This is a genomic window from Saccharopolyspora antimicrobica (assembly GCF_003635025.1).
Taxonomy (GTDB): Bacteria; Actinomycetota; Actinomycetes; order Mycobacteriales; family Pseudonocardiaceae; genus Saccharopolyspora; species Saccharopolyspora antimicrobica.
On the sequence record NZ_RBXX01000002.1, the window covers coordinates 2,132,342 to 2,157,502 of the forward strand.

Here is a 25,161-nt window from a genome sequence, read left to right on the forward strand (position 1 = left end):
GTCAGCGGCCGGGTTGTTGCGGCCAGGGCGGGTGCGGCCGACCCTGACCGGGCGGCGGTGCCTGCGGGTTCGGGCCGGGCGGCGGTGCCTGCGGGTTCGGGCCGGGCGGCGGTGCCTGCGGGTTCGGGCCGGGCGGCGGTGCCTGCGGGTTCGGGCCGGGGCCGGGCGGCGGGCCTCCTGGCTGGAACAGCGACGGCCCGGGCTGCGGCGGTCCGGGTGGGTGCGGTCCCCGCTGCGGCGGCCCCGGCGGCGGGCCTCCGTCCGATGTGGACTTCTGCTTGGCCCGGGCGGCGAAGCCGAGGACCAGCGCCACCGCCGCGACGACGCCCAGTCCGCCGAGCCACGCCCAGGTCACCCAGCTGGAGCCGGAACCGTCACCCGGCGGCAGCGGTTTCGCCGGTGCACCACCCGGTTCCTGGTCCGGCACCTGCGGCGCGGACAGCGCACCGCTCTCCACCAGCAGCAGCGGAAGTCCCAGCGCCGCCTGACCGGTGACCGACACCGGCTCCGCGACCAGCGAGTCCGCGGTGACGCCCAGGTTCACGAAGTCCGCCAGCTGCGGCAGCGGTTCCAGGTCCGGCGAGGCCCGCACCGTCACGTCGGCGACGTCCGGTTCGTCGTCGCTGGCACCCGCCGCGACGACCACCTCCACCTCGGCCCAGCGCGGGCAGGTGTCGGCCGGGACGAGCACGCCCCGGCTGGAGCCCTGGTCGTTGTGCCCGGAAGACTGCTCGACGCGTCCGGTCGACCCGTCGACGAGCTTCCAGCCGAAGCAGATCCCGTGCAGCTTCTCGGCCTCGGCCAGCGCCTCCGAGAGCTGCTGGGCATCGGTGGTGCTGAACCCCTGGGTCAGCGCGCTGCGGTAGGTGCTGCCCTCGGTGTAGAGGGAGGTGTCGTCGGAGGTGAACTCCGTCTGCGCGGCGTCGCCGCCGAACGCGCCGACGAGGGCGCCGATGATGCCGACCGCGGCGAAGAAGACCACCACGACCACGGCGACGCCGACCCGGCGCTGAGGCCTCGCGGTGTTCGTCATTTGCCCGCTCCCGGCCCTCTGCCGCGGAAGCTCTCACCGTGCGCGCTGGTCCAGCCCCAGACGCCGCCGACGTGGGTGTGGTAGCGGCGGTAGGCGTGGTCGACGTCCATCACGTGGATCACCGAGCCCTGCGCCTGCGGCTTGATCACCACCGCGTCGCGCGAGTACCGCAGGTAGATGCCCGAGGCGTCGTTGTACTGCGACTGCGGCTTCCACTTCGAGCTGATCTGGAACGCGACCGTGCTCGGCGGCAGCGGGCTGGTGTAAGCGCGGTTGTCGGAGTCGCCGCTGAGATCAAGATGCGCCGCGCGGGTGTAGTTGTTCGCGACGTAGCCGCGCGGGCCGCTGCCGGTGGAGAACGCCGTGACCAGGCCGACGATCAGCGCGAGCACTGCCGCGGCGCCGGCGATGACGAACCAGAACTTGGGTTTCACGGGGTCAGCTCGCGGTGGGGTAGATGAGCACGTCGTAGCGGCTGAGCGCCTCGCCGGTGCTGGCTTCCCAGTCCGCGCCGCCGTAGGACTCGAAGCCGAGCAGCGCGCCGTCCGACGACTCGTAGTCGTGGTAGCGCACGGTGCCGCTCTCGGCCAGCCCGGTGGTGGCCTCGCTGCGGAACTCCGCGCCGCCGGACTCCTCGGAGTGGTAGGTGCGGCCGCCGAAGGTGATGGTCTTCGGGCCCGGCTCACCGGCGTCGTCCACCGGCGTCCACAGCGAGAGGATCAGGTCCGGGTCCTCCTCGACGGCCAGCCACACCTGGGTGCCCTTGGCGTCGTCGAGCAGGTGCTCCGACCAGGTCCAGCCGCCCTCGGACAGGCGCAGCGTGCCGCGCACGGTGAACGACCGACCACGCACCTCGACGATGTCACCCGCCTTGAGCGCGCGCGGGTCGCCGCGCAGCGAGTCCTGATCGCCGGTGTGGAACGGATCAGCGGGCGGCTGCGGCTGCGGTTCCGAAGCCGCGCGCTTGGCGCGCATCCCCATGACCACAGCGACCACCGCGACGATGATCAGCACGATGACGACGATGATCAACGCCGTGACGAGACCGTTCACCCGTCAGCCCTTCCCTAGCGCGAGTGTCCGGCACAGAGCGTATTAGCGAGCCGCCGACTGGATGACACGATCCACCCAAATCGTGACCAGCGTCCCCGACGCCGGTCACGCGCCCTGCGCGATTTCAATGGAAATCGGACGTCTGATTTCCATTGAAATCGCGTGGATCCCGACGCACCGTCGGCGTGTCGGGGGACGACACGCCGACGAGGCGTGCAACTTCCATTGAAATCGTGGACCTGATTTCCATTGAAGTTGCGCAGGAACGAAGCGAGGGGCACCCCGGTGGGGTGCCCCTCGCGCCGAGCCGGTCAGGCCGAGAGGAGCTGGGCGCAGCGGATCAGGCCCAGGTGGGAGTAGGCCTGCGGGTGGTTGCCCAGCGAGCGCTCCGCGATCGGGTCGTACTCCTCGGACAGCAGGCCGGTCGGGCCCGCCGTGTCCACGATCTGCTGGAACAGCTCCTCCGCCTCGGTGCGGCGGCCGATCAGCAGGTACGACTCGATCAGCCACGCCGCGCAGAGGTGGAAGCCGCCCTCGTCACCGGGCAGCCCGTCGTCGCGGCGGTAGCGGTACACGGTGGAGCCGCTGCGCAGCTCCGCCTCGATCGCGGTGACGGTCGCCTGGAACCGCTCGTCCGACGGGTCGATCAGCCCGGACAGGCCGACGTGCAGCGACGCGGCGTCCAGGTCCGAGCCCTCGTAGGCGGTGGTGAAGGCCTGCACGTCCGGGTGCCAGCCGTTCTTCACCACGTCCTGCGAGATCTGGTCGCGCAGCGGCACCCAGGACGGGTCGGCCTCGCGGCCGTAGGCCTCGGCGATCTTGACCGCGCGGTCCAGCGTCACCCAGCACATGACCTTCGAGTACACGTGGTGGCGCGGCACGTCGCGCTCTTCCCAGATGCCGTGGTCCGGCTCGAACCAGCGCTGCGAGACGGCCGAGGCCATCGCCGTGACCAGCTGCCAGTCGACGTCGCGGACCCGGCCGGTGGCCTGCGCCAGGTGCGCGACCAGCTCCACCACCGGGCCGAAGACGTCCAGCTGCACCTGCTGGTCGGCGAGGTTGCCGACGCGGACCGGCCGGGAGCCGGCGTAGCCGGGCAGGCTGTCGATCACGGCCTCCGGGCCGAGGCTGGTGCCCGCCAGCGTGTACAGCGGGTGCAGCCGCTCCGGGCCGGGCAGCGTCTCGAGGACGCGGTGCAGCCAGTCCAGGAACGCTTCGGCCTCGTCGGTGGAGCCGAGCGTCACCAGCGCCTGCGCGGTCATGGCGCCGTCGCGCAGCCAGCAGTACCGGTAGTCCCAGTTGCGCACGCCGCCGATCTCCTCGGGCAGCGAGGTGGTGGCGGCGGCCATGATGCCGCCGGTGTCGGTGTTGCACAGGCCGCGCAGGGTCAGCGCCGAGCGGGCGACCAGGTCGTGCTCCACCTCGGGCAGCGACAGCGTCTTCATCCAGTCCGACCAGTACCGGTCGGCCTCGTCGCGCCGCTCGGGCTCCGGCCGCGCCGGGGACAGGTCGTCGGAGCCGCAGCGCAGCTCCAGCACGACCGGCTCGCCGTCGGACAGCTCCAGCACCGCGTGCGCCGACTCGTGCATGCCGTCGGAGCTGATCTCCCACTGCACGCCCGGCGAGTACAGCACCATCGGCTCGGCGGTGCCCTGCACCCGCAGGCCGCCCGCCTCGGCGGTCAGCCGCACCGGCACCTGGCCGAACTCGGGGCGCGGCGCGAACTCCACCTCGGCGGCGGTGCTGCCGCTGATCACCCGGATCAGGTCGGTGCGGTGGCTGTCGGTGCCGTGCGCCAGGTAGTCGGTGACCAGCAGCCGCGACCAGCGGGTCTCCACGGTCATCGTGTTCGGCACGTAGCGCTGGCCCAGCGGCAGCGGGCTGCGCTGGGTGCCGTTGCCGCCGTGCGGGCGGATGCTGAAGTGGCCCGCGCCGGGGCCGCCCAGCAGGTCGGCGAACACCGCCGCCGAGTCCGGACCGGGGTGGCACATCCAGGTCAGCCGCGCGTCCGGGGTCAGCAGGCCGACGGTGCGCTCGTTGGACAGCATCGTCAGCCGCTCGATCGGCGGGGCCTGCTCGCCGTAGAGCCAGGTCCGCCGCTCCTCCATCAGGAACGCCAGCACGGTGGCGACGTCGGCGGCATCGCCGATCCGGTAACCGGCCAGGGTCTCCCCGTCGCCGATCTTGATGCCCAGGTCGGGGCCGTGCAGGCGGGCGAAGGCCTTCTCGTCGGTGACGTCGTCGCCGAGGAACACCGCGGCGGTGGCACCGACCTGGTGGCGCAGGGTGTCCAGCGCGTTGCCCTTGTCGGTCTGCACCACGGCGAGCTCGATGACCTCCTTGCCCTCGGTCACCTGCACGCCGTCCCACTTGGCGGGACCGGTGCGGACGGTCTCCAGCACTTCGCCGGCGACGTCGGGTTCGGCGCGGCGGACGTGCACCGCGACGCTGGCCGGCTTGGCCTCCAGCGTCACGCCGTCCTTGCCGCGCACGATGTCCTGCAGGCCGATCTGAAGCTCGGTGCGCAGCTGGGTGGCCTCAGGTTCGAGCTCGTGCACGAAGCCGACGTCGAACTCCGAACCGTGGCTGCCGACCAGGTAGACCTCGGCGGGCAGGCGGGACAGGGTGGCCAGGTCGCGCAGCGCCCGGCCGGAGATCACGGCGGTGGTGGTGGCGGGCAGAGCGGCCAGCGAACGCAGGGCGTGCACCGACTCCGGCAGCGGTTTCGCCTGGGTGGGGTCGGCCACGATGGGTGCCAGGGTGCCGTCGTAGTCACAGGCGACCAGAAGTCGGGGTGTCCGCGCGAGCTGCACGATCTCGCGGCGCAGCTCCGCAGGCAGGGCTTCGGCGGTCAACGCCATACTCCTCATCAGGGGGGCGTGGTCAAGTCTGAGGTTGATCGATCCGGTTGCGGCCATCGATGGTGACCGGCCGGTTCCAACCAGTATCGCTGACGCCTGGCTGTCCGTGTTGCGGACCAGTTACTCGCAGCTATTCCGCAGCAGGCGTGCCCAGAGCCTCGAGGAACGACCGCGCCCAGCGGTCGACATCGTGCGTGAGCACCTGCCTACGCAGTGCGCGCATCCTACGGCGTCCTTCGGCCTCATCGATGTCGAGGGCGGCGAGCAGCGCGTCCTTGACACCGTCGAGGTTGTGCGGGTTGACCAGGAACGCGCTGGTGAGCTCGGCGGCGGCCCCGGCGAACTCGCTGAGCACCAGCGCGCCGCCCAGGTCGTACCGGCAGGCCACGTACTCCTTGCAGACCAGGTTCATGCCGTCGCGCACCGGCGTCACGACCATGACGTCGGCGGCGCAGTAGAAGGCGACCAGGTCCTTGCGGTCCACCGAGGTGTGCAGGTAGTGCACCGCGGGGTGGCCGACGCGGCCGAACTCGCCGTTGATCCGCCCGACCTCGCGCTCGATGTCCTCGCGCATCTGCTTGTAGTGCTCGACGCGCTCCCGGCTCGGCGTGGCGATCTGGATCATCGTCACGTCCTCGGCCTTGATCTGGCCCTCGGCCAGCAGCTCGTGCATCGCGTGCAGCCGCACGTCGATGCCCTTGGTGTAGTCGAGGCGGTCGACGCCGAGCATGATCTTGCGCGGGTTGCCGAGTTCCGCGCGCAGCGCCTTGACGCGCTGCTGGATCTCCTTGGTGCGCGCCAGCCGGTCGAGCTCGGCGGAGGCGATGGAGATCGGGAACGCGCCCACCCGCACCGTCCGGTCGCCGACCTGCACCACGCCCGGCCGGGAACGCACGCCGACCTGGCCGCGGCTGGGCTCGAAACCGGCCAGCCTGCGGGCCAGCCACAGGAAGTTCTGCGCCCCGCCGGGCCGGTGGAAGCCGACCAGGTCGGCGCCCAGCAGGCCGCGCACTATCTCGGTCCGCCACGGCAGCTGCATGAACAGCTCGACGGGCGGGAACGGGATGTGCAGGAAGAACCCGATGCGCAGGTCGGGCCGCAGCTCCCGCAGCATCGCGGGCACCAGCTGCAGCTGGTAGTCCTGCACCCACACCGTCGCGCCCTCGGCGCTCACCTTCGCGGCGGCCTCCGCGAAGCGCTGGTTGACCCGCTGGTAGGCGTGCCACCAGGAGCGGTCGAACACCGGTGGCACCACCACGTCGTGGTAGAGCGGCCACAGCGTGGCGTTCGAGAAACCCTCGTAGTACTCGGCGAACTCGGCGGCCGACAGCGGCACCGGGTGCAGCTGCAGGCCGTCGTCGGAGAAGGGTTCGACCTCGATGTCGGCCACCCCGGGCCAGCCGACCCACGCCCCGCGCCGAGCGCGCAGGAACGGTTCGAGCGCGGTGACCAACCCGCCCGGACTGTGCTTCCAACGCTCGGTGCCGTCGTCGAGGCGCTCCAGATCGACCGGTAGCCGGTTGGCGACCACGACGAAGTCCGCTCGGTCGGGCGTGCTGCCCTTGCTCACCGGTATTCCTCCCGCCGTGTCAACTACCTGTCGCGAGGCTAGCTAATCCAGCCAGACCCGGCGTGCTGCGAGCGGGCCAACCCGCACCGCGCGCCTTGCCCCCTTCCGGGCAACGAAGAGTCCTCTCGGAGCGTTTCTGGTTGCCAGCACAACCAAAAACGCTCACAGCCCTAGTCCAGCCGACGCCTGGTCGGACGCAGCGGCCCGGACAGCCGGGGCCCGGAGAACCGGCGCTCCAGCCTGCCGAGCCTGGTGCGCACCGGCTGCGCGAGGTACTCGCCGAGCACCACGCCCGCGCCGAGCGCGAGACCGATGGCCGCGGCGAGCATCAGCGTGGTCGCCCCGCTCGGGCTGCCGAGCACGGACAGCTCGTACAGGCCGCGGTAGGTCGCCAGACCGGGCAGCAGCGGCGCGACGCCGGAAACCGCGATCACCAGCGACGGGATCCGCAGCCGGCGCGCGATGATCCCGCCGATGAAACCGACCACGGTGGTCGCGATCGCCCCGGCCAGCACGGTGTGCACGTCGGCCAGCGTCAGCACCGCGTGCATCCCGGCGGCGACGGCACCGCCGATCCCGGCGACCAGCAGCGGCCGCGGCGGCGCGTAGCTGGCCAGCGCGAAGCACGCCGAGGTCGACGCCCCCGCGAGCACCTGCAGCGACAGCGACAGCGCCGGGGCGAGCACTTGAGCGCGCCCGAGGGCGGTGGCGTCGAGCCCGGCCATCGTGTCGCCGCCGATGCGCACGCCGACGTAGAGCGACAGCACCACGCCGGCGATCAGCCCGGCCGACATCAGCGCGAGCTCGGCCATCCGGCCCGCGGCGGTCACGTTGTAGCCGGTGATCGCGTCCTGCATCGAACCGACCACGGTCATCCCGGACAGCAGCACGATGATGCTCGCGGCCACCGCCAGCTGCGGGTTGTCCAGCCAGCCGAGGGCGTAGAAGGTCACCGCGACGCTGGTGGCGACGGCACCGCCGACGGCCTGCTGGAAGAAGAACGGCAGGGCCCGCTTGTTCAGCAACCGCCCGATCCGGTCGATCAGCGCGGTCGCGAGAGCAGCGGTCACCGGCAGCATGACGCCGCCGCCACCGCCGCCGAGCAGCACCGCCAGCGAAGCCGCCATGCCCGCCCAGGACACGGTGGCCACCCAGCGCGGGAACGGGTGCGGCGCGGTGGTGATCTTGTCGAGCTCGGCGTAGGCCTCGGCGGCGGAGAGCTCCTGGGCGATGATCTTGCGCAGCAGGTCCTCGACGTCGGCGAGCCGGGTGTAGTCGATGGAGCGGTTGCGCACCACCCGCAGCGAGGTGATCGGCGGAACCTCGGTCCCCCGGTAGCAGGAGACGGTGATCGACGTGTAGATCACGTCGACCTCGCAGTGCGGCAGACCGTAGGCGTTGACGACGGCGATGATCGTCGCGGTCACGTCGGAGGCACCGGCGCCGCTGGCCATCTGCACCTCACCGATGCGCAGGCCGAGGTCGAGCACGAGGTGGACGGTGGACTCGTCGGGAAGGGCCGGCCCGTGGACGACGTTGCGAACCCCGGGCGGGATGGTGGCCTCCGGGTCGCGCCGCCGCAGCACACCCCGGGCGCGCTGCGTGATTCCCAATGCTGCTCTTCCCTCCTGCCGCCCAGCCTTGCGGGCGGATCGCCGTGCCTGATCTTCCCCTCGGGCATCGCCTGTCATGACCTGACCGTTGCACCTGAAATCCGTGGCGTCCATCACTGTCCGGCCGCGCCCGTCACCAGCGGCCGAAGCGATGGTGCGCCAGATGTGGCCAAGCCGCTTCCCAACCTGAGCGAGCGGATGCTTACGATGTCCCCGCACCACACGACGTGCGCGCCGCTGTAGCTCAGTTGGTAGAGCGCCCGCCTTGTAAGCGGACGGTCAGGGGTTCGAGTCCCCTCAGCGGCTCCAAAGGTACCTGACCAGGCGTTTTGACGAATCCCGCACGGCCTGTCAGCTCCAGCACAAAACGCCCCGCCCGATCACGTCGAGCGGGGCGCTGCTGTTTCGGCGATCAGTCGTCCTCGGCTCCGCGATTTCGCGCGAAATCGGCATCTTCCACGCCTGGCGAACATCGATTTCGCGCGAAATCGCCACCGGGCTGAACCGAGCCCGTTCCGCCTCCTAACGCCTATCGCCGGAGGCGGGTGGCTGCGGCGAGGATCGGGGCGGCCATCGTCGTGGCCGCGGCTCCGAGGGTGGTGTCGGTGGCCAGGATCAGGCGGACCGTTTTCATCGCCAGGGTGAGCACTTCGGCGCCGCGCTGGCGCATTCCGGTTTCGAATCGGGCGATCGCGCCGGTGAGCGTGGTGTCGTCGGTGGCGGTGTTGAGGTGGTCGAGCAGGTCGGCGGCGTCGCGGATCGCCGCACCGGCGCCCATGCCTGCCGTGGGCGGGGTGGCGTGGACGGCGTCGCCGAGAGCCGTGATGCGGCCCGCCTTCCACGGCGCGAGGTCACCGGCCCGGGTCGAGGCGGCGTTGAAGCGGAACGCCGCCACGCTCGCCGGATCGGCGCGAGCGATGACCTCCAGCGCGTGCTCGGCCCATCCTCGGGCGCGGAAGCCGTCCAGCAACGCGGTCTGCAACCGGGTGCCGCTCAGCTCTCGCAGGGCGTCCGTCCCGGCGGATTCGGGGAACATCGCGCCCCAGATGTAGGTCGGGCCGGTGGTGACCGACATCCGCAGCTCGGGGGCGTCGAGAGCGGCGTTGCCGACCGGGTCCAGGAATCCGATGTAGAGCGCGGCGCCGCGCGGGCCGACCGCCATCGACGAGCGGAGGCCAAGGCGCTGCTGCTCGACGGCGCTGAGGTCGGTGCGCCCGGTTCGCCCGGAGAACCCGATGATGCCCGCCGGGCGGTTGGTCGGGCCCGCAGCCAGGTGCCGTGCGACGAGCGAGTGGGCGCCGTCGGCCCCGACCACCAGGTCCGCGGTGACCGACGTGCCGTCCGCGAACATGACCCTCGGTTCCCCCTGCTGATCGACGCTCGACACGTCCCGCCCGAGGTGCAGGTCCTCGCCGACGGCTTCGGCCAGCAGCGTGCGCAGCGTGATGCGGTCGACGTCGATGCTCGCGCTCCCGGACAGATCCGGGCCGTGCCCGAGCAGTCGGCCGCGGCGGTCCCAGAACGCGTCCCGCTCCCGCAACCGCAGCGCCGATCCGGACGCCAGCAGCCGCCGCACGGTCTCCGGCTCCACCAGCCGCGCCAGCGCCGACTGCGCCCGCTGGTCGAGCGTGATGTGGTAACCGCCGGTCGCGGCGACGTCGGTGTCGCGGTCGAACACCGCCACCTCGTACCCGCTGCGGCGCAGCCCGGCGCCCAGCGCGAGCCCGCCGATCCCGCCCCCGACCACGGCGACGCGCATGCTCATCCAACCTCCACTGCCGAGTGATCACTTGTCCTCGACGGTGACACCGGTAGTGGACGCCGAATGGCCAGTACTGGTGCCAGGATGGATCGATGGCGAGCACCTCGCACCGGGCGTTGCGGCTGTTGTCCCTGCTGGGATCGCGCCGCCAGTGGTCGCTGCGCGACCTCGCGGCCCGGCTCGAGGTCAGCGAGCGCACGGTCCGCCGCGACCTGGACACCCTGCGGGAGCTCGGCTACCCGATCACGACCGTTCGCGGCCCGGACGGCGGCTACCGGCTCGGCACCGGGCACACCTTGCCGCTGCTGTTCGACCACGACCAGGCGCTGGCGATCGCGGTGGCTCTGCAAACCGCGCCCAGCACCGTGTTCGGCCTGCAGGACGACACCGCCCGGGCACTGGCCGCAGTGCAGCAGGCCATGCCCGAAACACTGCGCGCCGCAATGGAATCCCTGCGCCTGACCCAGCTGCAGAACTACTGGGAGTTCCCCGCGCCACCGATCGATCCCGCCGCGCTGAGCGCCGTCGGCAGCGCCGTGCGGCACCGCCGCGTGCTGGTCACCGAACTCCTGCGCCCCGATGGAACGCGGCCCGCTCCCGAGGACGACGACTTCGCCGCTGCCGACCTCGAACCGCACCACCTCGTGGTGTGGGCGGCCCGGTGGTACCTCGTCGCCTACGACCTCGACGACCAGCAGTGGCGGGTACACCGCGTGGACCGGCTGCACCCGCGCCACACGACCTCGCGCTTCGGCCACCGCGACGTGCCCGGCGGCGACCTCGCCCACTTCGTCATGAGCAGCCACGACCGCGGCGACGTCCTCGCCCCCTGGCCCTGCACCGGAAGTGCGCGGCTACGCCTGCCCGCCCGCGTCGTGGCCCGCTGGGCACCCGGTGGCTCCGTCGTCGAACACCTCGACGCCGATCACTGCCGCCTCACCCTCGGTGCCTGGTCGTGGGCGGGAATCGCCGGAATCCTGGCCACCTTCGACGCCCACCTGACCGACCTGCACCCACCCGAACTCATCAACGCCTGCCGAAAGCTCGCCCACCGCTACGCGGCAATCCCCCGCGAATGACTCACGCCTCCGATCAACGATCGATCGCTGAGCACAAGGCGACGAACGATCCGGCATGGCCCCGGGCCTGCGGATCTAGGACGGCCGGTACGCGTCCCGGCGGTGGGCGACAGTCACGACGGTAACCGTGATCCGGCCGTCATCGATCGAGTAAAGAGCTCGGTACTCACCGCGGCGCGTGCTGCACAGGCCGTCGAACGGCACGTCCAAGCGTTTCCCAAGGCGGTGGGGATTGTCGGCGACCGGGCCGGTCAGATGGTCGTGCATGGCCATGGCCGCAGCCAAGGGCAAGCGGTTCATCTGGCGACGCGCAGCAGCGGTGTAGACAACCGTGTAGCTGCCGCGCCAAGTCACTCGTTGTCCCGCCTCGCTTGCAGATCGGCAGCCATCTGGTCGGCGGATACGGTGCGCCCGGCGGTCACGTCAGCGAGCCCCTCGCGCAGGTCCCGGATGAGGTCGGAGTCGGAAAGCACTTCGATCGTCTCGCGCAGTCGGTCGAGCTCGCCCGATGGCACCACATCCGCGACGTGCTCGCCGTGCGCGACGACCGGCACTGTCTCCCCGTGCTCGGCTCTGCGAACAGCATCCGCCCACGACGACAAGGCTTCGCCCACTGACGACAGCGCCTCGTCCACTGCATCGGCGCACACGCTCACTGGCTGCTCCCTCATAGTCCACATTCTGCTGCATATCCGGAGAATTCGACCAGCTCCGGAGACGGGAAGGCAGGCCGACCAGACCTGTCTACCGGCGGCGGCGCGTTCCAGCACCGATCTTGCGAATGAATCCCTCGAAAGTGCGTTCCCCCGCGAACGACTTGCGCGGCGACGTGCCCCGCTCGGGAAATCCGGGCGGGGCAGCGGTTTTCGTCGGTCAGCGGCCCTGGAGGGACTTGACGTTGTTGCCGAAGGTCCAGTTCTTCGAGCCGTCCCAGTTGAGGGACCAGGTCATCAGGCCCTTCAGGTTGCCGTTGTAGTTGTTCCAGGCCTGGGCCACCAGGTTCGGGGACATGTAGCCGCCGCCCGCGCCCGGCTGGGCGGGCAGCCCCGGGACCTGCTTGTCGTAGGGCACCTTGATCGTCGTGCCCTGGACGACCAGGCCGTTGTTCAGGCAGTCCGTCTGCTTCGTGAAGCCCTCGACGGTGCCCGCCTGGTACGAGTCGCCGGAGCAGCCGTACATGCTGCCGTTGTAGTACTGCATGTTCAGCCACCAGAGGCGGCCGTTGTCCGCGTACTTCTTCACGATCGGCAGGTAGGCGCCCCAGATCGAGCCGTAGGTCACGCTGCCGCCGGTCACGTAGGCCGTCTCCGGGGCCATCGTGAGGCCGAAGTTGGCCGGCATCTGGGCCAGCACGCCGTCGATGATGCGGATCAGGTTGGCCTGCGACGGCGACAGCTGGTTGATGTTCCCGCTGCCGGTCAGGCCGGTCTCGATGTCGATGTCGATGCCGTCGAAGTTGTACTTCTTGAGGATCGGCACCACGGTTTCGACGAACCGGTCGGCGACCGCGCTGGAGGACAGGTCGATGCCCGCGGTCGCGCCGCCGATCGACATCAGGATGGTGAGGCCGTCCGCCTTCGCCTGGCACATCTCCTCGGGCGTGGCCACCTTGACGGTGCTGTCCATGCCGTCCTCCCACAGCACCGTGCCGTCGGAGCGGATGACCGGGAAGGCCGCGTTGATCACGTTGTAGCCGTGCTGGCGGATCTCCGGGTTGGTGATCGGCGTCCAGCCGAACGGCGGGTGCACGCCATTCGCCGCGCCGTCCCAGTTTTCCCAATAGCCGTGCAGCACTTTGCCTTGCGGTTTCGACTTCACCGGGCAGCTGGCCGCCGCCTCGGGCGCGGGACCCGACGTGTCCGCCGCGGCCGGGAACACCGGAAGGACGGCGGTGAAGGCCACCGCCAGACCGGCTCCGAGCAGGCGTTTCATCCGACCGGCCATGTGCCGCTCCCCTCTCGACCGGACCAGTTCCGAAATTGGTCCTGAATCGAATTCATTCGATGAATTCCAATGGAAACCTTTATGCCAAGCGGGCAGGTCGAAAACAAGACTTCCGGCGCAGTGGTATTTACCAATTTAGGGCAGGTTTTCGCAGGTGGACTGCCGTGAGCGTTTTGGGTCGCTATGGCACCCCAAAACACTCACGGAGCCCGACCAGCGGAAACACGGCCGTCACACCGCCGTTTCCCCACCGAAACCGGGGTCCCGGATGATCAGCCGGGACTCAGCCGAACGGAGCAACGCGTGCAGATCATCGTCGACGACCTGACCGGGCCGGAGATCGCCGAATTCCTCACCGCCCACGTCGCGGAGCTGCGGGCGATCTCCCCGCCGGAGAGCACCCACGCGCTCGACCTCGACGCGCTGCGCCGCCCCGAGATCACCTTCTGGTCGATGCGCGACGGCGATGCCGTGGTCGCCTGCGGAGCACTGAAGGCGCTGGACGCCGAGCACGCGGAGCTCAAGTCGATGCGAGTCGCCCCGACGCACCAGAACCGCGGCCTGGCATCCCGCTTGCTGGAGCACATCACCGCCAGCGCGCGGCAGCGCGGATTCTCCCGGCTGAGCCTGGAAACCGGGTCGTTCGGCTTCTTCGAGCCCGCCCGCCGCCTCTACGCCAAGCACGGCTTCACGCGGTGCGAGCCGTTCGCCGACTACCGCCCGGACCCCAACAGCGTCTTCCTGACCAAGCGCCTCTGACCGTCAGCGCCGCTCGAATTCACCGTTGACACCACTACAAGTGGAGTACTACGCTTGAAGTACTTCAAGCGCAGTGCTTCGAACGGAGTGGTTGTCACATGCGAAAGCCCTTCAACGCCCAGTCCGGCTTCCCGACGCCGCACGGCGGCAAGCGGCACACCCCGCGGCCGCACGTCCCCCGCTCGTTCCCGGTCCGGCGGCCGCTGCCCAAGCCCGGCGGTCACCGCTGACCGACACCCCGCAGCAGCCTGACCACCCCGCACAGGAGAACTCGATGCGAAAGCTGACCTACTTCATCGGATCCAGCGTCGACGGCTGCATCGCCGCGACCGACGGCTCGCTCGACGCCTTCTTCCCGCTGCCGGACGGGCTGGTGGAGCACATCGTCGCGGAGTACCCGCAGACGCTGCCGACGCACCTGCACGAAGCCATGGGCGTCACCGACCTGGGCGACCGCTTCGACGCGGTCGTGATGGGCCGCGGTACCTACGAGCCGGGCGTGGCACAGGGCGTCACCAGCCCTTACTCCCACCTGGAGCAGTACGTGGTCTCGTCGGGCCTCACCAGCCCCGATCCGGCGATCAACGTCATCGTCGGCGACCCGCTCACCGCGGTGAAGGAGCTCAAGAACCGACCGGGCGGCGGGATCTGGCTGGCCGGCGGCGGCAAGCTCGCCGCCGCGCTGCTGCCGGAGATCGACGAACTGGTGCTGAAGATCTACCCGTTCGTCCTCGGCACCGGCATCGGCGTGTTCGACGGCGAGGTGACTCCGACGCACCTCGCCCTCACCGGCTCTCACGTCCTCGGCAGCGGAGCGGCGATCCACACCTACACGCGCAAGTGAGCTCGCTGCCGAGCTCGATCGGCGCACGCATGATGGGGCGGTGCGCGGGCAGAACACGTTGACCGACAAGCTCTTCCTGGCCGCCGTCCTGATCAAGGGGCTGGACGGCGCGGTGCAGCTGATCGGCGGGATCGTGCTCGCCTTCCTGCCACCGGACACCATCACCCGGCTCGCGCACGCGATCGTCACCCGCGACCTGGTCGGGCCGCCCGAGGGGGCGTTGGCCGGGCACTTCGAGGAGGCGGTGCGGCACTTCGCCGACGGCGACCGGACGTTCGTGATCGCCTACCTGCTCCTGCACGGCGCGATCAAGCTGGTGCTGGTGATCGCGCTGCTCCGCAAGATCCTGCCGATGTACCCGGTTGCGGTCGCGGCGCTGGGCCTGTTCGTCGTCTTCGAGGTGCTCCGCGCGGCGCGGACCGGTTCGATCGTGCTGCCGCTGCTCGCCGCGATCGACGTGGTGATCATCATCCTGGTCGTCAAGGAGTACCTGGAACTGCGCCACCGGCGAACGTGACCGCAGTACTGCGAAATATGCCAGCTTTGCCGGGAATTCCCGGGCAAACCCGGGAAAAGACCGTCGCCCGACACACCGGAGCGTGTCGGGCGACGGGTGGAGCGAGAACCGGCGGTCAGACCTTCTTCCTGCGCAGCACCACGAGGAGCAGCGCGCCAGCGGCCAGCAACGCGGCACCGGCGATGCTCAGCGCGCCGGTCGGCACACCGGTCTGGGCCAGGTGATCGATCCCCGGCGATGAGCCGTCAGAGCCGTCACCGGGCTGCTCGCCGCCGGGCAGATCACCACCGCCGGAGGGCGGTTCACCGCAGCCCGGCGCCCCGGGGTTCTCCGCGCAGTCCGGCGGTTCGGTGCAGGTCGGAGGCGGTTGCGGGCACGACTCCTGGTCGCAGCTCGGAGGCGGCGGGCACGGCGAGGTCGTGGACGTCGGCGGCTCCGACGTGTCCGTCGACGAGGTCGGCGGTTCCGGGCTTTCCGTCGAGGAGGTCGGAGGTTCCGAGGTCGGAGGTTCGGGCGTCGGCGGCTCCGACGTCGGCGGGGCGGACTCGCACTCGACGCTGACTTCGCCGGCCGTCACGTCCATCAGCCCGCCGTCGAAGACGGTCTCGCCCGAGGTGTCGCGCATGACCGCGTGCACCTGGATCCGGATCGCCGCGTGCGCGCCGTGGGCGTAGGTCTCCTGGATCCGGGCGACGTCGATCGTCAGCGTCACGTCGCCGATCCCGGACAGCCCCATCCGCGCGCCGGTGGTCTCCACCGCGGACCTCCCGGCGGGCAGCGGGCGGGTCGTGTCGTCGAACAGGTAGATCGAGTTCGAGTCGGTCGCCGCGTACGCCTCCTCGCTGCTGGCCAGCGGCGCCTGGGTGCAGCGGGCCCAGGTGTGCAGCGCGCCGAAGCTGAGCAGGTTCGGGCCGCCTTCGGTCGCGGAGATGCCGAAACCGCTCCAGGCGGCGCTGGCCTCGCGCGATCCGGCGCTGTCGGTGACCTGCACGGTCGAGGTGCCGGGCGGCGTCGGGCCGCCGTGCCAGCCGTTGACGTGGCTCCGCACGCCCTCCGGGTCGCTCTGGTCCCACGAGGCGATGTCGTTGCCCGGACCGGCGGAAACCGCACCGAGCTCGCCGCTGAAGCCGCCGACGCCGGCCTGCGGAACGGCGGTGACGTCCAGCTGCAGCAGCGAGCTCTCGGCGACGGTCTGCTGGGCGGCCGCAGTCGGCCCCGCGGCGGCCACGGCCACGGCTGCCACCGCGGCGAGGATCGAATGGGTCGCTCTGATCACACGCGGAGCCTAAGAGTCCTCTGTGGACTGCGCAGGCGCATCGATCTCGGCGTGTCCGGAGGCCTCGCGCTCACCCGATCGCCATACCCGCGGGAAATCCGGGAATTCACCGAGTTTTCCCGGGTCAACACCTTGATCGATTTCCGCGGGTTCGCCGTTAATTTGGCGAATTGTGTCCAACAAATGGACATCTTCACTCGATCGAGTGAAGAGTGCATTTCGGTTCGAACCAGCTGCGTTCCTCGCGAACCGAAGGAGATCAGCGTGTCCCTCGCCCGAAACCTCGCCGGCGTCGTCGGGGCCGTCCTGGCCGCCGCGGCGTTCGTCGCTCCGGCCCAGGCCGCCGAGCAAGCCCCGTCCTCGGACGTCCAGCCCTACATCATCGACGGCCGGTACGCGGAGCACGCGCCGTGGGCCGCCCGGCTGTTCGCCGACGGCCGGGAGAACTGCTCGGCCACCATCATCGCGCCCGAGTGGATCCTCACCGCGCAGCACTGCGTCGCAGGCGGTGGGCAGCTGAGCTTCAACATCGGCAACCTCGACCAGACGCAGGGCGAGAAGGCCAACGCCAAGCCCGGCGGCGTCACGACCCACCCCAGCGCCGACCTCGCGCTGGTCAACATCGACCGCGCCGTGCAGGCCGAGTACGCGCCGCTGGGCTCGGTCGGCGACGTCCAGGTCGGCCAGACCGTGCAGACCTACGGCTGGGGCGCCACCTGCACCAACCTCCCCGAGATCCAGTGCCAGTCGCAGCGCCTGAAGGTCGCCGACGTGCAGGTGACCAACATCGCGTGCAGCGACTACCGCGGCGGCACCGCGGTGTGCGCGCGCCGCGGCGACGGCATCCCGGCCGGCGGCGACTCCGGCGGCCCGATGTTCTCCGGGAACGTGCAGGTCGGCGTGGCCTCCACCAGTGACCGGCAGACCACCACGGCCTACACCAACATCACCCAATACCGCGACTGGATCCAGTCCGTGGCGGGCGTGTAGATCCCACGCGGTCGGCGGTCCGCTCGGGTGCGTGCCGGCACCCGGGCGGACCGTTCGCGTTTGGATTTCGTCTTCGGGAGCAGTTTTTTCGGCTATCGAAAATCATCTCCGACACACCCGTGCGAACAGCGCGGGAATTCGGCGTTTCCGCAGGTCAGAGCGCATGCGAATGAATTGATCAATAATACGCGCGGCGCGCGGTTAGCACCGCGTCAGAGCACAAATCAACGTTTCTGTAGTGCTTCTCACGTGCAAAATCGCGTCTCGCCTGGTAGACGAGTGGTTATCGCTCCGCGAACCTGACGCGTTACGGATGTTCTGTTAAGTTGGCGAAGCATGACCGGCGACAAACCGAGCCATAACATCGACGAACGAATTGGCGAGAGCGGTTCAGCCGGGCGGTTGGAGATCGACACTCCGGTCGTCGCGGACGGCCCCGAGCTCTACCGGATCACCCGTGATTCGGCGGTGCTCGACGTGAACTCGTCCTACGCCTATCTGTTGTGGTGCCGGGACTTCGCGCAGACCTCAGCGGTGGCGCGCATCGACGGAGCGGTGGTGGGCTTCGTGACCGGGTACATCCGGCCCGACGCCCCCGACACCCTGGTGGTGTGGCAGATCGCCGTCGATGCCTCCCAGCGCGGTGGTGGCGTGGCCAGTCGGCTCCTGGGGCACCTGGTGGACCGCGTGCAGCCGCGCGGGATCCGGTACCTGGAGACGACGATCACCCCGGACAACGCCGCTTCGATCAAGCTGTTCACCGCGCTGGCGCGCAGCCGCTCGGCGGAACTGCAGCGCAGCGAGCTGTTCACCGCCGACCTGTTCCCGGACGCGCACCTGGGAGAAGACCTGTACCGCATCGGGCCGTTCGCCGCGGCCCCCGCTGTCGCAGCCGCGAACGGCCGCTGACGCACGAAGCCTTGCCTGCTGCCGAGGCGCGCCCGCAGTGCGCCGCCCGGCACGAACGGAGGATCCGTGAACGACATCTTCGCAACCCTGGAATCCGAAGTCCGCAGCTACTGCCGCACCTGGCCGACGGTGTTCGACCGCGCCTCCGGCAGCTACCTGTACGACCAGGACGGCACCGCCTACCTGGACTTCTTCGCCGGCGCGGGGGCGCTCAACTACGGGCACAACAACCCGGCGCTCAAACGCAAGCTCCTCGAGTACCTGGAGCGGGACGGCGTCACCCACGCCCTGGACCAGTCCACCGTCGCCAAGGGCGAGTTCCTGCAGGCCTTCCAGCAGAACGTGCTCGAACCGCGCGGGCTGAACTACAAGGTCCAGTTCCCCGGCCCGACCGGCACCAACTCGGTCGAGTCGGCGCTGAAGCTGGTCCGCAAGATCACCGGCCGCGAGTCGATCATCAGCTTCACCAACGCCTTCCACGGCATGACGCTGGGTTCGCTGTCGGTGACCGGCAACTCGATGAAGCGCGGCGGCGCGGGCATCCCGCTGGTGCACGCCACGCCGATGCCCTACGACGACTACTTCGACGGCCAGGTCCCCGACTTCCTGTACTTCGAGAAGATGCTCGAGGACAGCGGTAGCGGGCTCAACGAGCCGGCCGCGGTCATCGTCGAGACGCTGCAGGGCGAGGGCGGCATCAACTCGTCCCGGCCGGAGTGGCTGCGCGGGCTCTACGACCTGTGCCAGAAGCACGGCATGCTGATGATCGTCGACGACGTGCAGATGGGCTGCGGCCGCACCGGCCCGTTCTTCAGCTTCGAAGAGGCGGGCATCCAGCCCGACATCGTCTGCCTGTCGAAGTCCATCGGCGGCTACGGCCTGCCGATGGCGCTGACGCTGATCAAGCCGGAGCACGACGTGTGGGAGCCGGGCGAGCACAACGGCACCTTCCGCGGCAACAGCCCGGCGTTCATCACCGCGACCGAGGCCATCAAGCAGTACTGGGCCGACGACTCGCTGGAGAAGGCGACCGTCGCCAAGGGCGAGCGGGTCGGCGCGGTGCTGGAGGAGATCGCCACCGAGCACGGCGGGGCCATCTCGAAGGGCCGCGGCCTGGCGCGCGGCATCGGCTTCGACGACCTCAACGTGGCGGGCAAGGTCTCCAAGGCGGCGTTCGACCGCAAACTGCTGGTGGAGACCTCGGGCCCGTCCAGCGAGGTGCTGAAGATCATGCCGCCGCTGACCGTCTCGGACGACGAGCTGGAGAAGGGCCTGCAGATCATCCGCGAGTCGGTCCGCGAAGTGCTGGCCTGACCTGCGCTGAGCATCCCGGCACACGGATGAGGCGAATCCGCGTGCCGGGACTGTTCTCGCGAGGGCACCTCTGAGAATCTGCGGCAGTGCGCGAGGCGCGCGAACTAGTACTGAGATCCACCATGGAGGAAACGTGATCGTCCGGCACCTGTCGGAAATCGAGGACACCGACGCCGACATCAAGACGGAGAACTGGCGCAGCAAGCGGATCGTCCTGGCCAAGGACAAGCTCGGCTTCTCGGTGCACGAGACCACGCTCTACGCGGGCACGGTGAACGACTTCTGGTACGCCAACCACATCGAGGCCGTGTTCATCACCTCCGGTGAGGGCGAGGTCGAGAACAAGGCGACCGGCGAGGTGCACCAGCTCAAGCCGGGTTCGATCTACGTGCTCAACAACGCCGACAAGCACCAGGTCCGGCCGCGCACCGAGATGAAGACCGTCTGCGTGTTCAACCCGCCGGTGACCGGGCGCGAGGTGCACGACGAGGACGGCGTGTACCCCCTGATCATCGAAGAGGACGAGGCGACGGCGGCCAACTGAGCCCACCGCGCTTGTCCAGCGCCCGTGGCGGGTAACCCTGGTTGGTTACCCGCCACGCGCACAACTGGTCTCCCCCTGCTCGGGGGGAGTTGCGGGCGCGCCGAGTGCGTGCCGCTTCTAACCGAGGAACCGAGAAATGGCGGCGGTGCCGACGGCACCGACCGCTCCGGCGGGAATTCGCGAAGGAGGCGCAACCCCATGACCGTCGCTGAACTCAGCACCCAGGACCGCTACCCGACCCGGGTGGGCGCCGAACCGTCCCCGATCGACCGGGACGACCCCACCGTGTGGCCCGGCGTGGACGCGGGCCCGGCCAGCGCGGCGGAGCTCCGCTCGCACGAGGTCAAGGGCTTCCACGTCGTGGAGGGGCTGCTGTCCCCGGCTGAGGTGCAGACGTACTGGCAGGAGCTGGAACGGCTCACCAGCGATCCGGCGGTGCGCGCGGACGAGCGCACCATCGTCGAGCGGTCGTCGGACGAGGTCCGCTCGATCTTCGAGGTGCACCGCACCAGCGAGCTGATCGCCGAGCTGGCCCGCGACCCGCGGGTGCTGGACCGGGCCCGGCAGATCCTCGGCTCGGACGTGTACGTGCACCAGAGCCGGATCAACTACATGCCCGGTTACCGGGGCACCGGCTTCTACTGGCACTCGGACTTCGAGACCTGGCACGCCGAGGACGGCATGCCGGCGATGCGAGCGGTCAGCATCTCGATCGCTCTCACCGACAACTACGCGTTCAACGGCGGTCTGATGATCATGCCGGGCTCGCACCGGACGTTCGTGCCCTGCGCAGGCGAAACGCCCGAGGACAACTACAAGTCCTCGCTCAAGGAGCAGCGCGTCGGGGTGCCCAGCGAGGAAGCCATCACGCGGATGGCCTACGAGCACGGCATCGAGCAGTTCACCGGCCCGGCGGGCTCGGCCCTGTGGTTCGACTCGAACTGCATGCACGCCTCCGGCAACAACATCACGCCGTTCCCCCGCTCGAACATCTTCATCGTGTTCAACAGCGTGGAGAACACCCTGGAACGCCCGTTCGCGGCGCAGATCCCGCGCCCGCGCTTCATCGCGTCCCAGGACCACACCCCGCTCACCCGCTGACCGGATCCGTGAGCGCTTTGGGGTGCTGTGGCGCCCCAAAGCGCTCACGGCCCGCGGGTCAGCGGATGGGGTGGGCTGCCAGGACCGCGCCTGCCTTGTCGGCGACCGCTGCGTCGAGCATCGGGTAACGGCCTCCTGCGACGAAGCGCTCGGAGAGCTCGAAGGTCACGATCTCGCCTTCGGCGAGGAGCCGGCCAGCCGCTTCCGGGTCCACCGCGACCTGGTCCGGGTGCACGATCGTCAGGTCGGTGAAGGACGCCGCCAGGTACGGGCTGGCGAACTGGGTGAACGAGTCGCCCACCATCCGCATCGGCCGGGTGACCATGCCCGGCTTCGGCGGTGATTCCAGGTGCAGCGGCTCGTGGAAGTCGCTCGGCTTGAACTGGGTGTTGTCCACGTCGCTGCCGTCCGGCGCCAGCGAGTACGCCTGGATCGGCACGGTGCGGTCCTGGCCCAGCAGGTCCGGGATGTCCGCGCTGTGCGGGTACTGCCGCGACGGCCGGACCTTCCAGTCGCGCGTCGCGCCCGGCTCCAGGCGTTCGGCGAGCTGGTAGGCCATGGTGATGCCGCCCTCGTGCGTCCAGTGCGTGTCGATGTCGTGGTAGATCGGCCGCTGGTTGCGCGCGGCCACCTCGCGCAGCTGGTTCCGCATGTCCAGCGCGCCGGTCTCGCGCGGAACGCGCTTCCAGAACTCCTCGCGGGCCTTCGTCGAGCAGTCCTCGCCCGCGTAGGCGTCCGGCAGGTTCTCCGGGTACACAGTGGACTTGTCAGGGGCGACGACGAGCTGGAACTTCCGCCCGGACGCCTCCACGACGGCGCGCCAGCGGCGCAGCCCGGCGATCACCTCGTCCAGCGAGCGCTTCGGCACGCACCGGTAGGACACGTCGTGCCCCAGGTACAGCCAGCCGCCCTTGCCCTCGATGACCGCGGGGAACACGTTCTCGTCGATCTGCGGCTTCTCGTCGACCTGCCCGGCGCCCACCGGCGAGGTGTGCGAACCGCCGTCCAGCCGAGCGGGCTCGCCGAAGACGCCGCGGCTGAGCGCGTCCACCGACTGCACGGCCTGCCGCCGGAACGGCAGGTGATCGGTGGCCCAGGCGTTCATCCCGGTGAAGAAGCCCCAGCCCTCGGTGACGCTCGGGAAGGCCGCCAGCGGCCGGTTCTCCAGCTGCGCGGGACGAGCCCCGAAGACCCAGCTCACCAGGGGCGCGGTGAAGAACAGGACGGCGCACACCAGCGCCGCGAGCTGCCGCCTGCCGTGCCGCGGCCGGTGCAGCGGGTGCTCCCGCGGCAACCACGCCTCGTGGACCGGGGGGAGCTTCTTCTGCCGCGACACACCCCAACGTTAACCGGCCACTCACCGCGACCGTTCGAAAACTCGCAGATCCACGAGCAGCACCCAGCTGATCTATTCGGGTGAAGCGCAGATCCGGGGCCGCAGCGCCCCGAGCACCGCTGAGACGATCCAGACCACTGCGCGGAATCAACCAGGGAAGCGGGAACATGTCGAGCGCCAAGGGGTTCTTGTCCTACGTCCACGCGGACGACGCCGCGGAATCCGGCAGAATCGCGCAGCTCGCCCGGGACGTCGTGGCGCAGTACGAGATGATCACCGGTGAGCAGATCGACCTGTTCCTGGACCGCGACGAGATCTCCTGGGGCGATGACTGGCGCTCCAAGATCGACGGCACCCTCGCTGACGTGGCCTTCTTCATCCCGGTGCTCACGCGGCGCTACTTCCGGAGCCAGGAATGCCGCCGCGAGCTGGACTTCTTCATCAAGAAGGCCCGAGTGCTCGGCCTCACCGAGCTGATCCTGCCCATCCTCTACATCGACTTCCCCGAACTCCGCGAGGAACCGCCGACCGACGAGCTGATCGCGCGCACCCGCGCCTTCCAGTGGGTCGACTGGACCGATCTCCGGTTCGCGGCCACCACATCTCCGGAGTACCGGAAAGCAGTGGCACGACTGGCGCAACGGCTCGCGGAAGCCGCGACCGCCGCTGAAACGGTGGACAGCAGCGACGCCGCGGCCAGGCAGGAGCCGATCCCGTCCGCGCCGGGATTCGTCGACGTGGTGGCCAAGGCCGAGGAAGTCATGCCCATGTGGACGGAGACGGTTCGCCGGATCACGGCGGAGATCCTCCGCATCGAGGAGCTCGCCACCACCGCAGGAGAGGAGATCCAGGCCAGCGATGCCCGAGGACAGGGATCGGCCGCCAGGAACGCGATCTTCAACCGGTTCGCGCAGGAGCTGAAGCCTCCGGCAGAGCAGATCGCGAGACTGGGCAACGAATTCGCCGCCCAACTCCACACGGTGGACCTGGGCATGCAAGCGATCCTCGCACGCATGCCCGGCGAACTCAGGCAGAAGTCGGCCAGCGCCGAGGACGCCCGCAACTTCTTCGACCTGGTCCGGCAGATGGCCTCCGGCTCGGCGGAAGGCCTGGGGGCGTTGAAGGAGTTGGTGTCGACGATCGAGCCCGTCGAGCGGGAATCGCGCAATCTGCGCCCGGTTCTCCGCGAGCTGCGAAAAGGCCTGACCCTCATGGTCGACGGCGACGAGGTCATCCAGAACTGGGTCAAGCAGATGGACGCCCTGCAGGTGCCCCCGCGCCCGAACGACGGCTGAGCCCACCGGCGCTTCGCCCGGTCAGCCGTCGTGCGCCCGCGATAGCGTCCGCGCATGTACCGCGACGCGTTCCCGATCCTGTCCGGCCCGGATCTCGACCGGGCGATGCGCTTCTACCGCGACCTGCTCGGGTTCCAGCCGGAGTACCGGTTCCCCGCCGAGGGCGACGCGCAGTTCGTGACGCTCCGCTCCGGCGACCTCAAACTCGGCCTCGCCCAGGACGCGACGGCCGGGCTCGGCGAGCACTTCGCGCTGTGGCTCTACACCGACGACGTCGACCGGGCCGTGGCCGAGCTGCGCGAGGCAGGCACACCGGTCCGCCGGGAACCGCAGGACATGCCGTGGGGCGAACGGGTGGCCACCGTCGCCGATCCCGACGGCAACTCGGTCCACATCGGAGCTACTCGGCGTTGACCACGACCGCGCTGACGTTGTCGTCGGAGTGCTGCTCCACCGCGGCCTCGACGAGCTGCTCAGCGGCGTCCTGCGGGTTCGGCTCCGAGCCCAGGATCTCCTCGATCTCCTCGGTGGACAGCGTCTTGAACAGGCCGTCCGAGCAGATCAGCAGCCGGTCGCCCGGCAGGCAGGACAGCTCGATGCGGTCGACCTCGACCTCCGGGCCGACGCCGATCGCCCGGGTGAGCACGTTGCGGTGCGGGTGCTCGTCGGCCGCGTCCTCGCTGACCGCCCCCGCGCGCAGCAGCTCCGCGATGACGGTGTGATCGCGGGTCAGCAGTTCGAGGTTCCCGTTGCGGAGCCGGTAGAGCCGCGAGTCGCCCACGTGCGCGGCCACGACGCCGGCGTCGGTCGTCATCGCCACGGCGACCAGCGTGGTGCCCATGGTCACCGCCTCGCGGTCCGCGCGTCTGAGCACCGCCCGGTTGGCCTGCTGGCAGGCGTGCAGCAGCCCGGCGGAGCTGCGATCGGTGGCGAAGTCCGCGTTCAGCGCGTCCAGCGCGAGCCTGCTGGCGACCTCCCCGCTCGACAGCCCGCCCACCCCGTCCGCGAGCCCGAACAGCCCGTCACCGACGACCACCGCGTCCTGGTTGTTCCTGCGTCCGCCCTGGTGCGTCGCCGCGCCGGCGACAAGCGTGCTGCTCACTTCGGATCCCCTCCGTTGGGTTGACCGGTCGAACTGCTCGATCGGAAGACGGCCACCGCCCGCTGAGGTTCGCACGATCTCGCAATCCGAGTCCGCAGATCACACCGGGTCAAGCACAGCCGACCCGATGTACCTTCCCCGGGAAGAGTCAAGCATCCGCCGCTCCAGGGCCCACAACCTGCCTGTTCTTTGTCTTAGCCCCTGTCGATCACCCCCCCAGGTCCGGGTGGCGCCTCTCGAGGTTTTGCGCGTCAAGGCG

At 69.9% G+C, this 25,161-nt stretch carries 25 protein-coding genes and 1 tRNA gene; 13 read left to right on the forward strand and 13 right to left on the reverse strand.

What is annotated here, in order from left to right; all coding sequences use genetic code 11:
* Position 1: 1 nt before the first annotated feature.
* The 6 genes from ATL45_RS10470 to ATL45_RS10495 all read right to left on the reverse strand — a co-directional run bounded on the left by ATL45_RS10470 (position 2) and on the right by ATL45_RS10495 (position 8,130).
* Entirely contained in the window at positions 2 to 1,033 is a 1,032-nt protein-coding gene (locus ATL45_RS10470) for a hypothetical protein (protein WP_093156566.1), read from the reverse strand.
* Positions 1,030 to 1,467, reverse strand: a complete 438-nt coding sequence (locus ATL45_RS10475; RefSeq protein WP_093156564.1) for a DUF4247 domain-containing protein — start codon at positions 1,465 to 1,467, stop codon at positions 1,030 to 1,032. The genes ATL45_RS10470 and ATL45_RS10475 overlap by 4 nt, the downstream gene beginning before the upstream one ends.
* 4 nt (positions 1,468 to 1,471) lie before the next feature.
* Positions 1,472 to 2,086 carry a DUF4178 domain-containing protein gene (locus ATL45_RS10480; protein ID WP_093156563.1) on the reverse strand — a complete coding sequence of 205 codons (615 nt, stop codon included), beginning with the start codon at positions 2,084 to 2,086 and terminating at the stop codon, positions 1,472 to 1,474.
* 311 nt (positions 2,087 to 2,397) lie between these two features.
* The gene (gene otsB / locus ATL45_RS10485; RefSeq protein ID WP_246025266.1) at positions 2,398 to 4,947 is read right to left on the reverse strand and encodes a trehalose-phosphatase; all 2,550 of its coding nucleotides are present in this window, start codon (positions 4,945 to 4,947) and stop codon (positions 2,398 to 2,400) included.
* A 130-nt stretch (positions 4,948 to 5,077) separates the two neighbouring features.
* The gene (locus ATL45_RS10490) at positions 5,078 to 6,517 is read right to left on the reverse strand and encodes an alpha,alpha-trehalose-phosphate synthase (UDP-forming) (protein WP_093156561.1); all 1,440 of its coding nucleotides are present in this window, start codon (positions 6,515 to 6,517) and stop codon (positions 5,078 to 5,080) included.
* Between the two features lie 170 nt (positions 6,518 to 6,687).
* A complete protein-coding gene (locus ATL45_RS10495; RefSeq protein WP_093156560.1) occupies positions 6,688 to 8,130 on the reverse strand; it encodes a threonine/serine exporter family protein in 1,443 nt (480 codons plus the stop codon).
* A gap of 233 nt (positions 8,131 to 8,363) precedes the next feature.
* On the opposite strand from ATL45_RS10495, the gene ATL45_RS10500 reads away from it, so the two are divergent.
* Positions 8,364 to 8,439 (forward strand) — tRNA-Thr (locus tag ATL45_RS10500).
* A gap of 220 nt (positions 8,440 to 8,659) precedes the next feature.
* Here the strand turns inward: ATL45_RS10500 and ATL45_RS10505 are convergent.
* Positions 8,660 to 9,895, reverse strand: coding sequence for an FAD-dependent oxidoreductase (locus tag ATL45_RS10505; protein WP_211841209.1), 1,236 nt, complete (start codon positions 9,893 to 9,895; stop codon positions 8,660 to 8,662).
* Between the two features lie 89 nt (positions 9,896 to 9,984).
* On the opposite strand from ATL45_RS10505, the gene ATL45_RS10510 reads away from it, so the two are divergent.
* Complete coding sequence (locus tag ATL45_RS10510; protein ID WP_093156559.1) at positions 9,985 to 10,971, forward strand: helix-turn-helix transcriptional regulator; 987 nt, start codon at positions 9,985 to 9,987, stop codon at positions 10,969 to 10,971.
* A gap of 75 nt (positions 10,972 to 11,046) precedes the next feature.
* Here ATL45_RS10510 and ATL45_RS10515 read toward each other — a convergent pair whose 3' ends face one another.
* The 3 genes from ATL45_RS10515 to ATL45_RS10525 form a co-directional block, all read right to left on the reverse strand.
* On the reverse strand, positions 11,047 to 11,325 hold the full coding sequence (locus ATL45_RS10515; RefSeq protein WP_093156557.1) for a type II toxin-antitoxin system RelE family toxin: 279 nt from the start codon (positions 11,323 to 11,325) through the stop codon (positions 11,047 to 11,049).
* Positions 11,322 to 11,627 carry a type II toxin-antitoxin system Phd/YefM family antitoxin gene (locus ATL45_RS10520; protein ID WP_143121717.1) on the reverse strand — a complete coding sequence of 102 codons (306 nt, stop codon included), beginning with the start codon at positions 11,625 to 11,627 and terminating at the stop codon, positions 11,322 to 11,324. The genes ATL45_RS10515 and ATL45_RS10520 overlap by 4 nt, the downstream gene beginning before the upstream one ends.
* Before the next feature lie 217 nt (positions 11,628 to 11,844).
* A complete protein-coding gene (locus tag ATL45_RS10525; RefSeq protein ID WP_093156554.1) occupies positions 11,845 to 12,915 on the reverse strand; it encodes a chitinase in 1,071 nt (356 codons plus the stop codon).
* 303 nt (positions 12,916 to 13,218) lie between these two features.
* Between ATL45_RS10525 and ATL45_RS10530 the strand changes: the two genes are divergently transcribed.
* From ATL45_RS10530 to ATL45_RS10540, 4 genes are all read left to right on the forward strand, one after another.
* Positions 13,219 to 13,674 carry a GNAT family N-acetyltransferase gene (locus ATL45_RS10530; RefSeq protein WP_093156553.1) on the forward strand — a complete coding sequence of 152 codons (456 nt, stop codon included), beginning with the start codon at positions 13,219 to 13,221 and terminating at the stop codon, positions 13,672 to 13,674.
* A gap of 98 nt (positions 13,675 to 13,772) precedes the next feature.
* Complete coding sequence (locus tag ATL45_RS39980; protein ID WP_256258532.1) at positions 13,773 to 13,904, forward strand: hypothetical protein; 132 nt, start codon at positions 13,773 to 13,775, stop codon at positions 13,902 to 13,904.
* Between the two features lie 44 nt (positions 13,905 to 13,948).
* The gene (locus tag ATL45_RS10535) at positions 13,949 to 14,518 is read left to right on the forward strand and encodes a dihydrofolate reductase family protein (RefSeq protein WP_093156551.1); all 570 of its coding nucleotides are present in this window, start codon (positions 13,949 to 13,951) and stop codon (positions 14,516 to 14,518) included.
* A 40-nt stretch (positions 14,519 to 14,558) separates the two neighbouring features.
* Positions 14,559 to 15,035, forward strand: coding sequence for a DUF2127 domain-containing protein (locus ATL45_RS10540; RefSeq protein ID WP_093156550.1), 477 nt, complete (start codon positions 14,559 to 14,561; stop codon positions 15,033 to 15,035).
* 115 nt (positions 15,036 to 15,150) lie between these two features.
* Here ATL45_RS10540 and ATL45_RS10545 read toward each other — a convergent pair whose 3' ends face one another.
* Positions 15,151 to 16,311, reverse strand: coding sequence for an LPXTG cell wall anchor domain-containing protein (locus ATL45_RS10545; RefSeq protein WP_093156548.1), 1,161 nt, complete (start codon positions 16,309 to 16,311; stop codon positions 15,151 to 15,153).
* A 264-nt stretch (positions 16,312 to 16,575) separates the two neighbouring features.
* Between ATL45_RS10545 and ATL45_RS10550 the strand changes: the two genes are divergently transcribed.
* From ATL45_RS10550 to thpD, 5 genes are all read left to right on the forward strand, one after another.
* Complete coding sequence (locus ATL45_RS10550) at positions 16,576 to 17,301, forward strand: S1 family peptidase (RefSeq protein ID WP_093156547.1); 726 nt, start codon at positions 16,576 to 16,578, stop codon at positions 17,299 to 17,301.
* 402 nt (positions 17,302 to 17,703) lie between these two features.
* Positions 17,704 to 18,210 carry a diaminobutyrate acetyltransferase gene (gene ectA, locus ATL45_RS10555; RefSeq protein ID WP_439332485.1) on the forward strand — a complete coding sequence of 169 codons (507 nt, stop codon included), beginning with the start codon at positions 17,704 to 17,706 and terminating at the stop codon, positions 18,208 to 18,210.
* Between the two features lie 66 nt (positions 18,211 to 18,276).
* On the forward strand, positions 18,277 to 19,524 hold the full coding sequence (gene ectB / locus ATL45_RS10560; RefSeq protein WP_093156544.1) for a diaminobutyrate--2-oxoglutarate transaminase: 1,248 nt from the start codon (positions 18,277 to 18,279) through the stop codon (positions 19,522 to 19,524).
* Between the two features lie 133 nt (positions 19,525 to 19,657).
* Positions 19,658 to 20,068 (forward strand): ectoine synthase, encoded by a 411-nt coding sequence (locus tag ATL45_RS10565; RefSeq protein WP_093156542.1) that lies wholly within the window; start codon positions 19,658 to 19,660, stop codon positions 20,066 to 20,068.
* A 198-nt stretch (positions 20,069 to 20,266) separates the two neighbouring features.
* Positions 20,267 to 21,169, forward strand: coding sequence for an ectoine hydroxylase (gene thpD / locus ATL45_RS10570; RefSeq protein WP_093156540.1), 903 nt, complete (start codon positions 20,267 to 20,269; stop codon positions 21,167 to 21,169).
* Between the two features lie 58 nt (positions 21,170 to 21,227).
* Here thpD and ATL45_RS10575 read toward each other — a convergent pair whose 3' ends face one another.
* Positions 21,228 to 22,505, reverse strand: coding sequence for an alginate O-acetyltransferase AlgX-related protein (locus tag ATL45_RS10575; protein ID WP_093156539.1), 1,278 nt, complete (start codon positions 22,503 to 22,505; stop codon positions 21,228 to 21,230).
* A 167-nt stretch (positions 22,506 to 22,672) separates the two neighbouring features.
* Here ATL45_RS10575 and ATL45_RS10580 point away from each other — a divergent pair, with 167 nt between their 5' ends.
* Entirely contained in the window at positions 22,673 to 23,800 is a 1,128-nt protein-coding gene (locus ATL45_RS10580; protein WP_093156537.1) for a toll/interleukin-1 receptor domain-containing protein, read from the forward strand.
* A gap of 54 nt (positions 23,801 to 23,854) precedes the next feature.
* Entirely contained in the window at positions 23,855 to 24,214 is a 360-nt protein-coding gene (locus ATL45_RS10585) for a VOC family protein (protein WP_093156536.1), read from the forward strand.
* On the opposite strand, the gene ATL45_RS10590 is transcribed toward ATL45_RS10585, so the two are convergent.
* Positions 24,201 to 24,902: a PP2C family protein-serine/threonine phosphatase gene (locus tag ATL45_RS10590; protein ID WP_170210212.1), complete on the reverse strand. Its 702-nt coding sequence runs from the start codon at positions 24,900 to 24,902 to the stop codon at positions 24,201 to 24,203. The genes ATL45_RS10585 and ATL45_RS10590 overlap by 14 nt on opposite strands.
* Positions 24,903 to 25,161 lie beyond the last annotated feature (259 nt).

What these genes read in the sequence shown, in the direction of transcription:
- ATL45_RS39980 (WP_256258532.1), top strand. Translation starts at nt 13,773, where the DNA reads ATGCGAAAGCCCTTCAACGCCCAGTCCGGCTTCCCGACGCCGCACGGC.
- ATL45_RS10535 (WP_093156551.1), top strand. Translation starts at nt 13,949, where the DNA reads ATGCGAAAGCTGACCTACTTCATCGGATCCAGCGTCGACGGCTGCATC.
- ATL45_RS10525 (WP_093156554.1), bottom strand. Translation starts at nt 12,915, where the DNA reads ATGGCCGGTCGGATGAAACGCCTGCTCGGAGCCGGTCTGGCGGTGGCC.
- thpD (WP_093156540.1), top strand. Translation starts at nt 20,267, where the DNA reads ATGACCGTCGCTGAACTCAGCACCCAGGACCGCTACCCGACCCGGGTG.
- ATL45_RS10585 (WP_093156536.1), top strand. Translation starts at nt 23,855, where the DNA reads ATGTACCGCGACGCGTTCCCGATCCTGTCCGGCCCGGATCTCGACCGG.
- ATL45_RS10505 (WP_211841209.1), bottom strand. Translation starts at nt 9,895, where the DNA reads ATGAGCATGCGCGTCGCCGTGGTCGGGGGCGGGATCGGCGGGCTCGCG.
- ATL45_RS10470 (WP_093156566.1), bottom strand. Translation starts at nt 1,033, where the DNA reads ATGACGAACACCGCGAGGCCTCAGCGCCGGGTCGGCGTCGCCGTGGTC.
- ATL45_RS10510 (WP_093156559.1), top strand. Translation starts at nt 9,985, where the DNA reads ATGGCGAGCACCTCGCACCGGGCGTTGCGGCTGTTGTCCCTGCTGGGA.
- ATL45_RS10580 (WP_093156537.1), top strand. Translation starts at nt 22,673, where the DNA reads ATGTCGAGCGCCAAGGGGTTCTTGTCCTACGTCCACGCGGACGACGCC.
- otsB (WP_246025266.1), bottom strand. Translation starts at nt 4,947, where the DNA reads ATGGCGTTGACCGCCGAAGCCCTGCCTGCGGAGCTGCGCCGCGAGATC.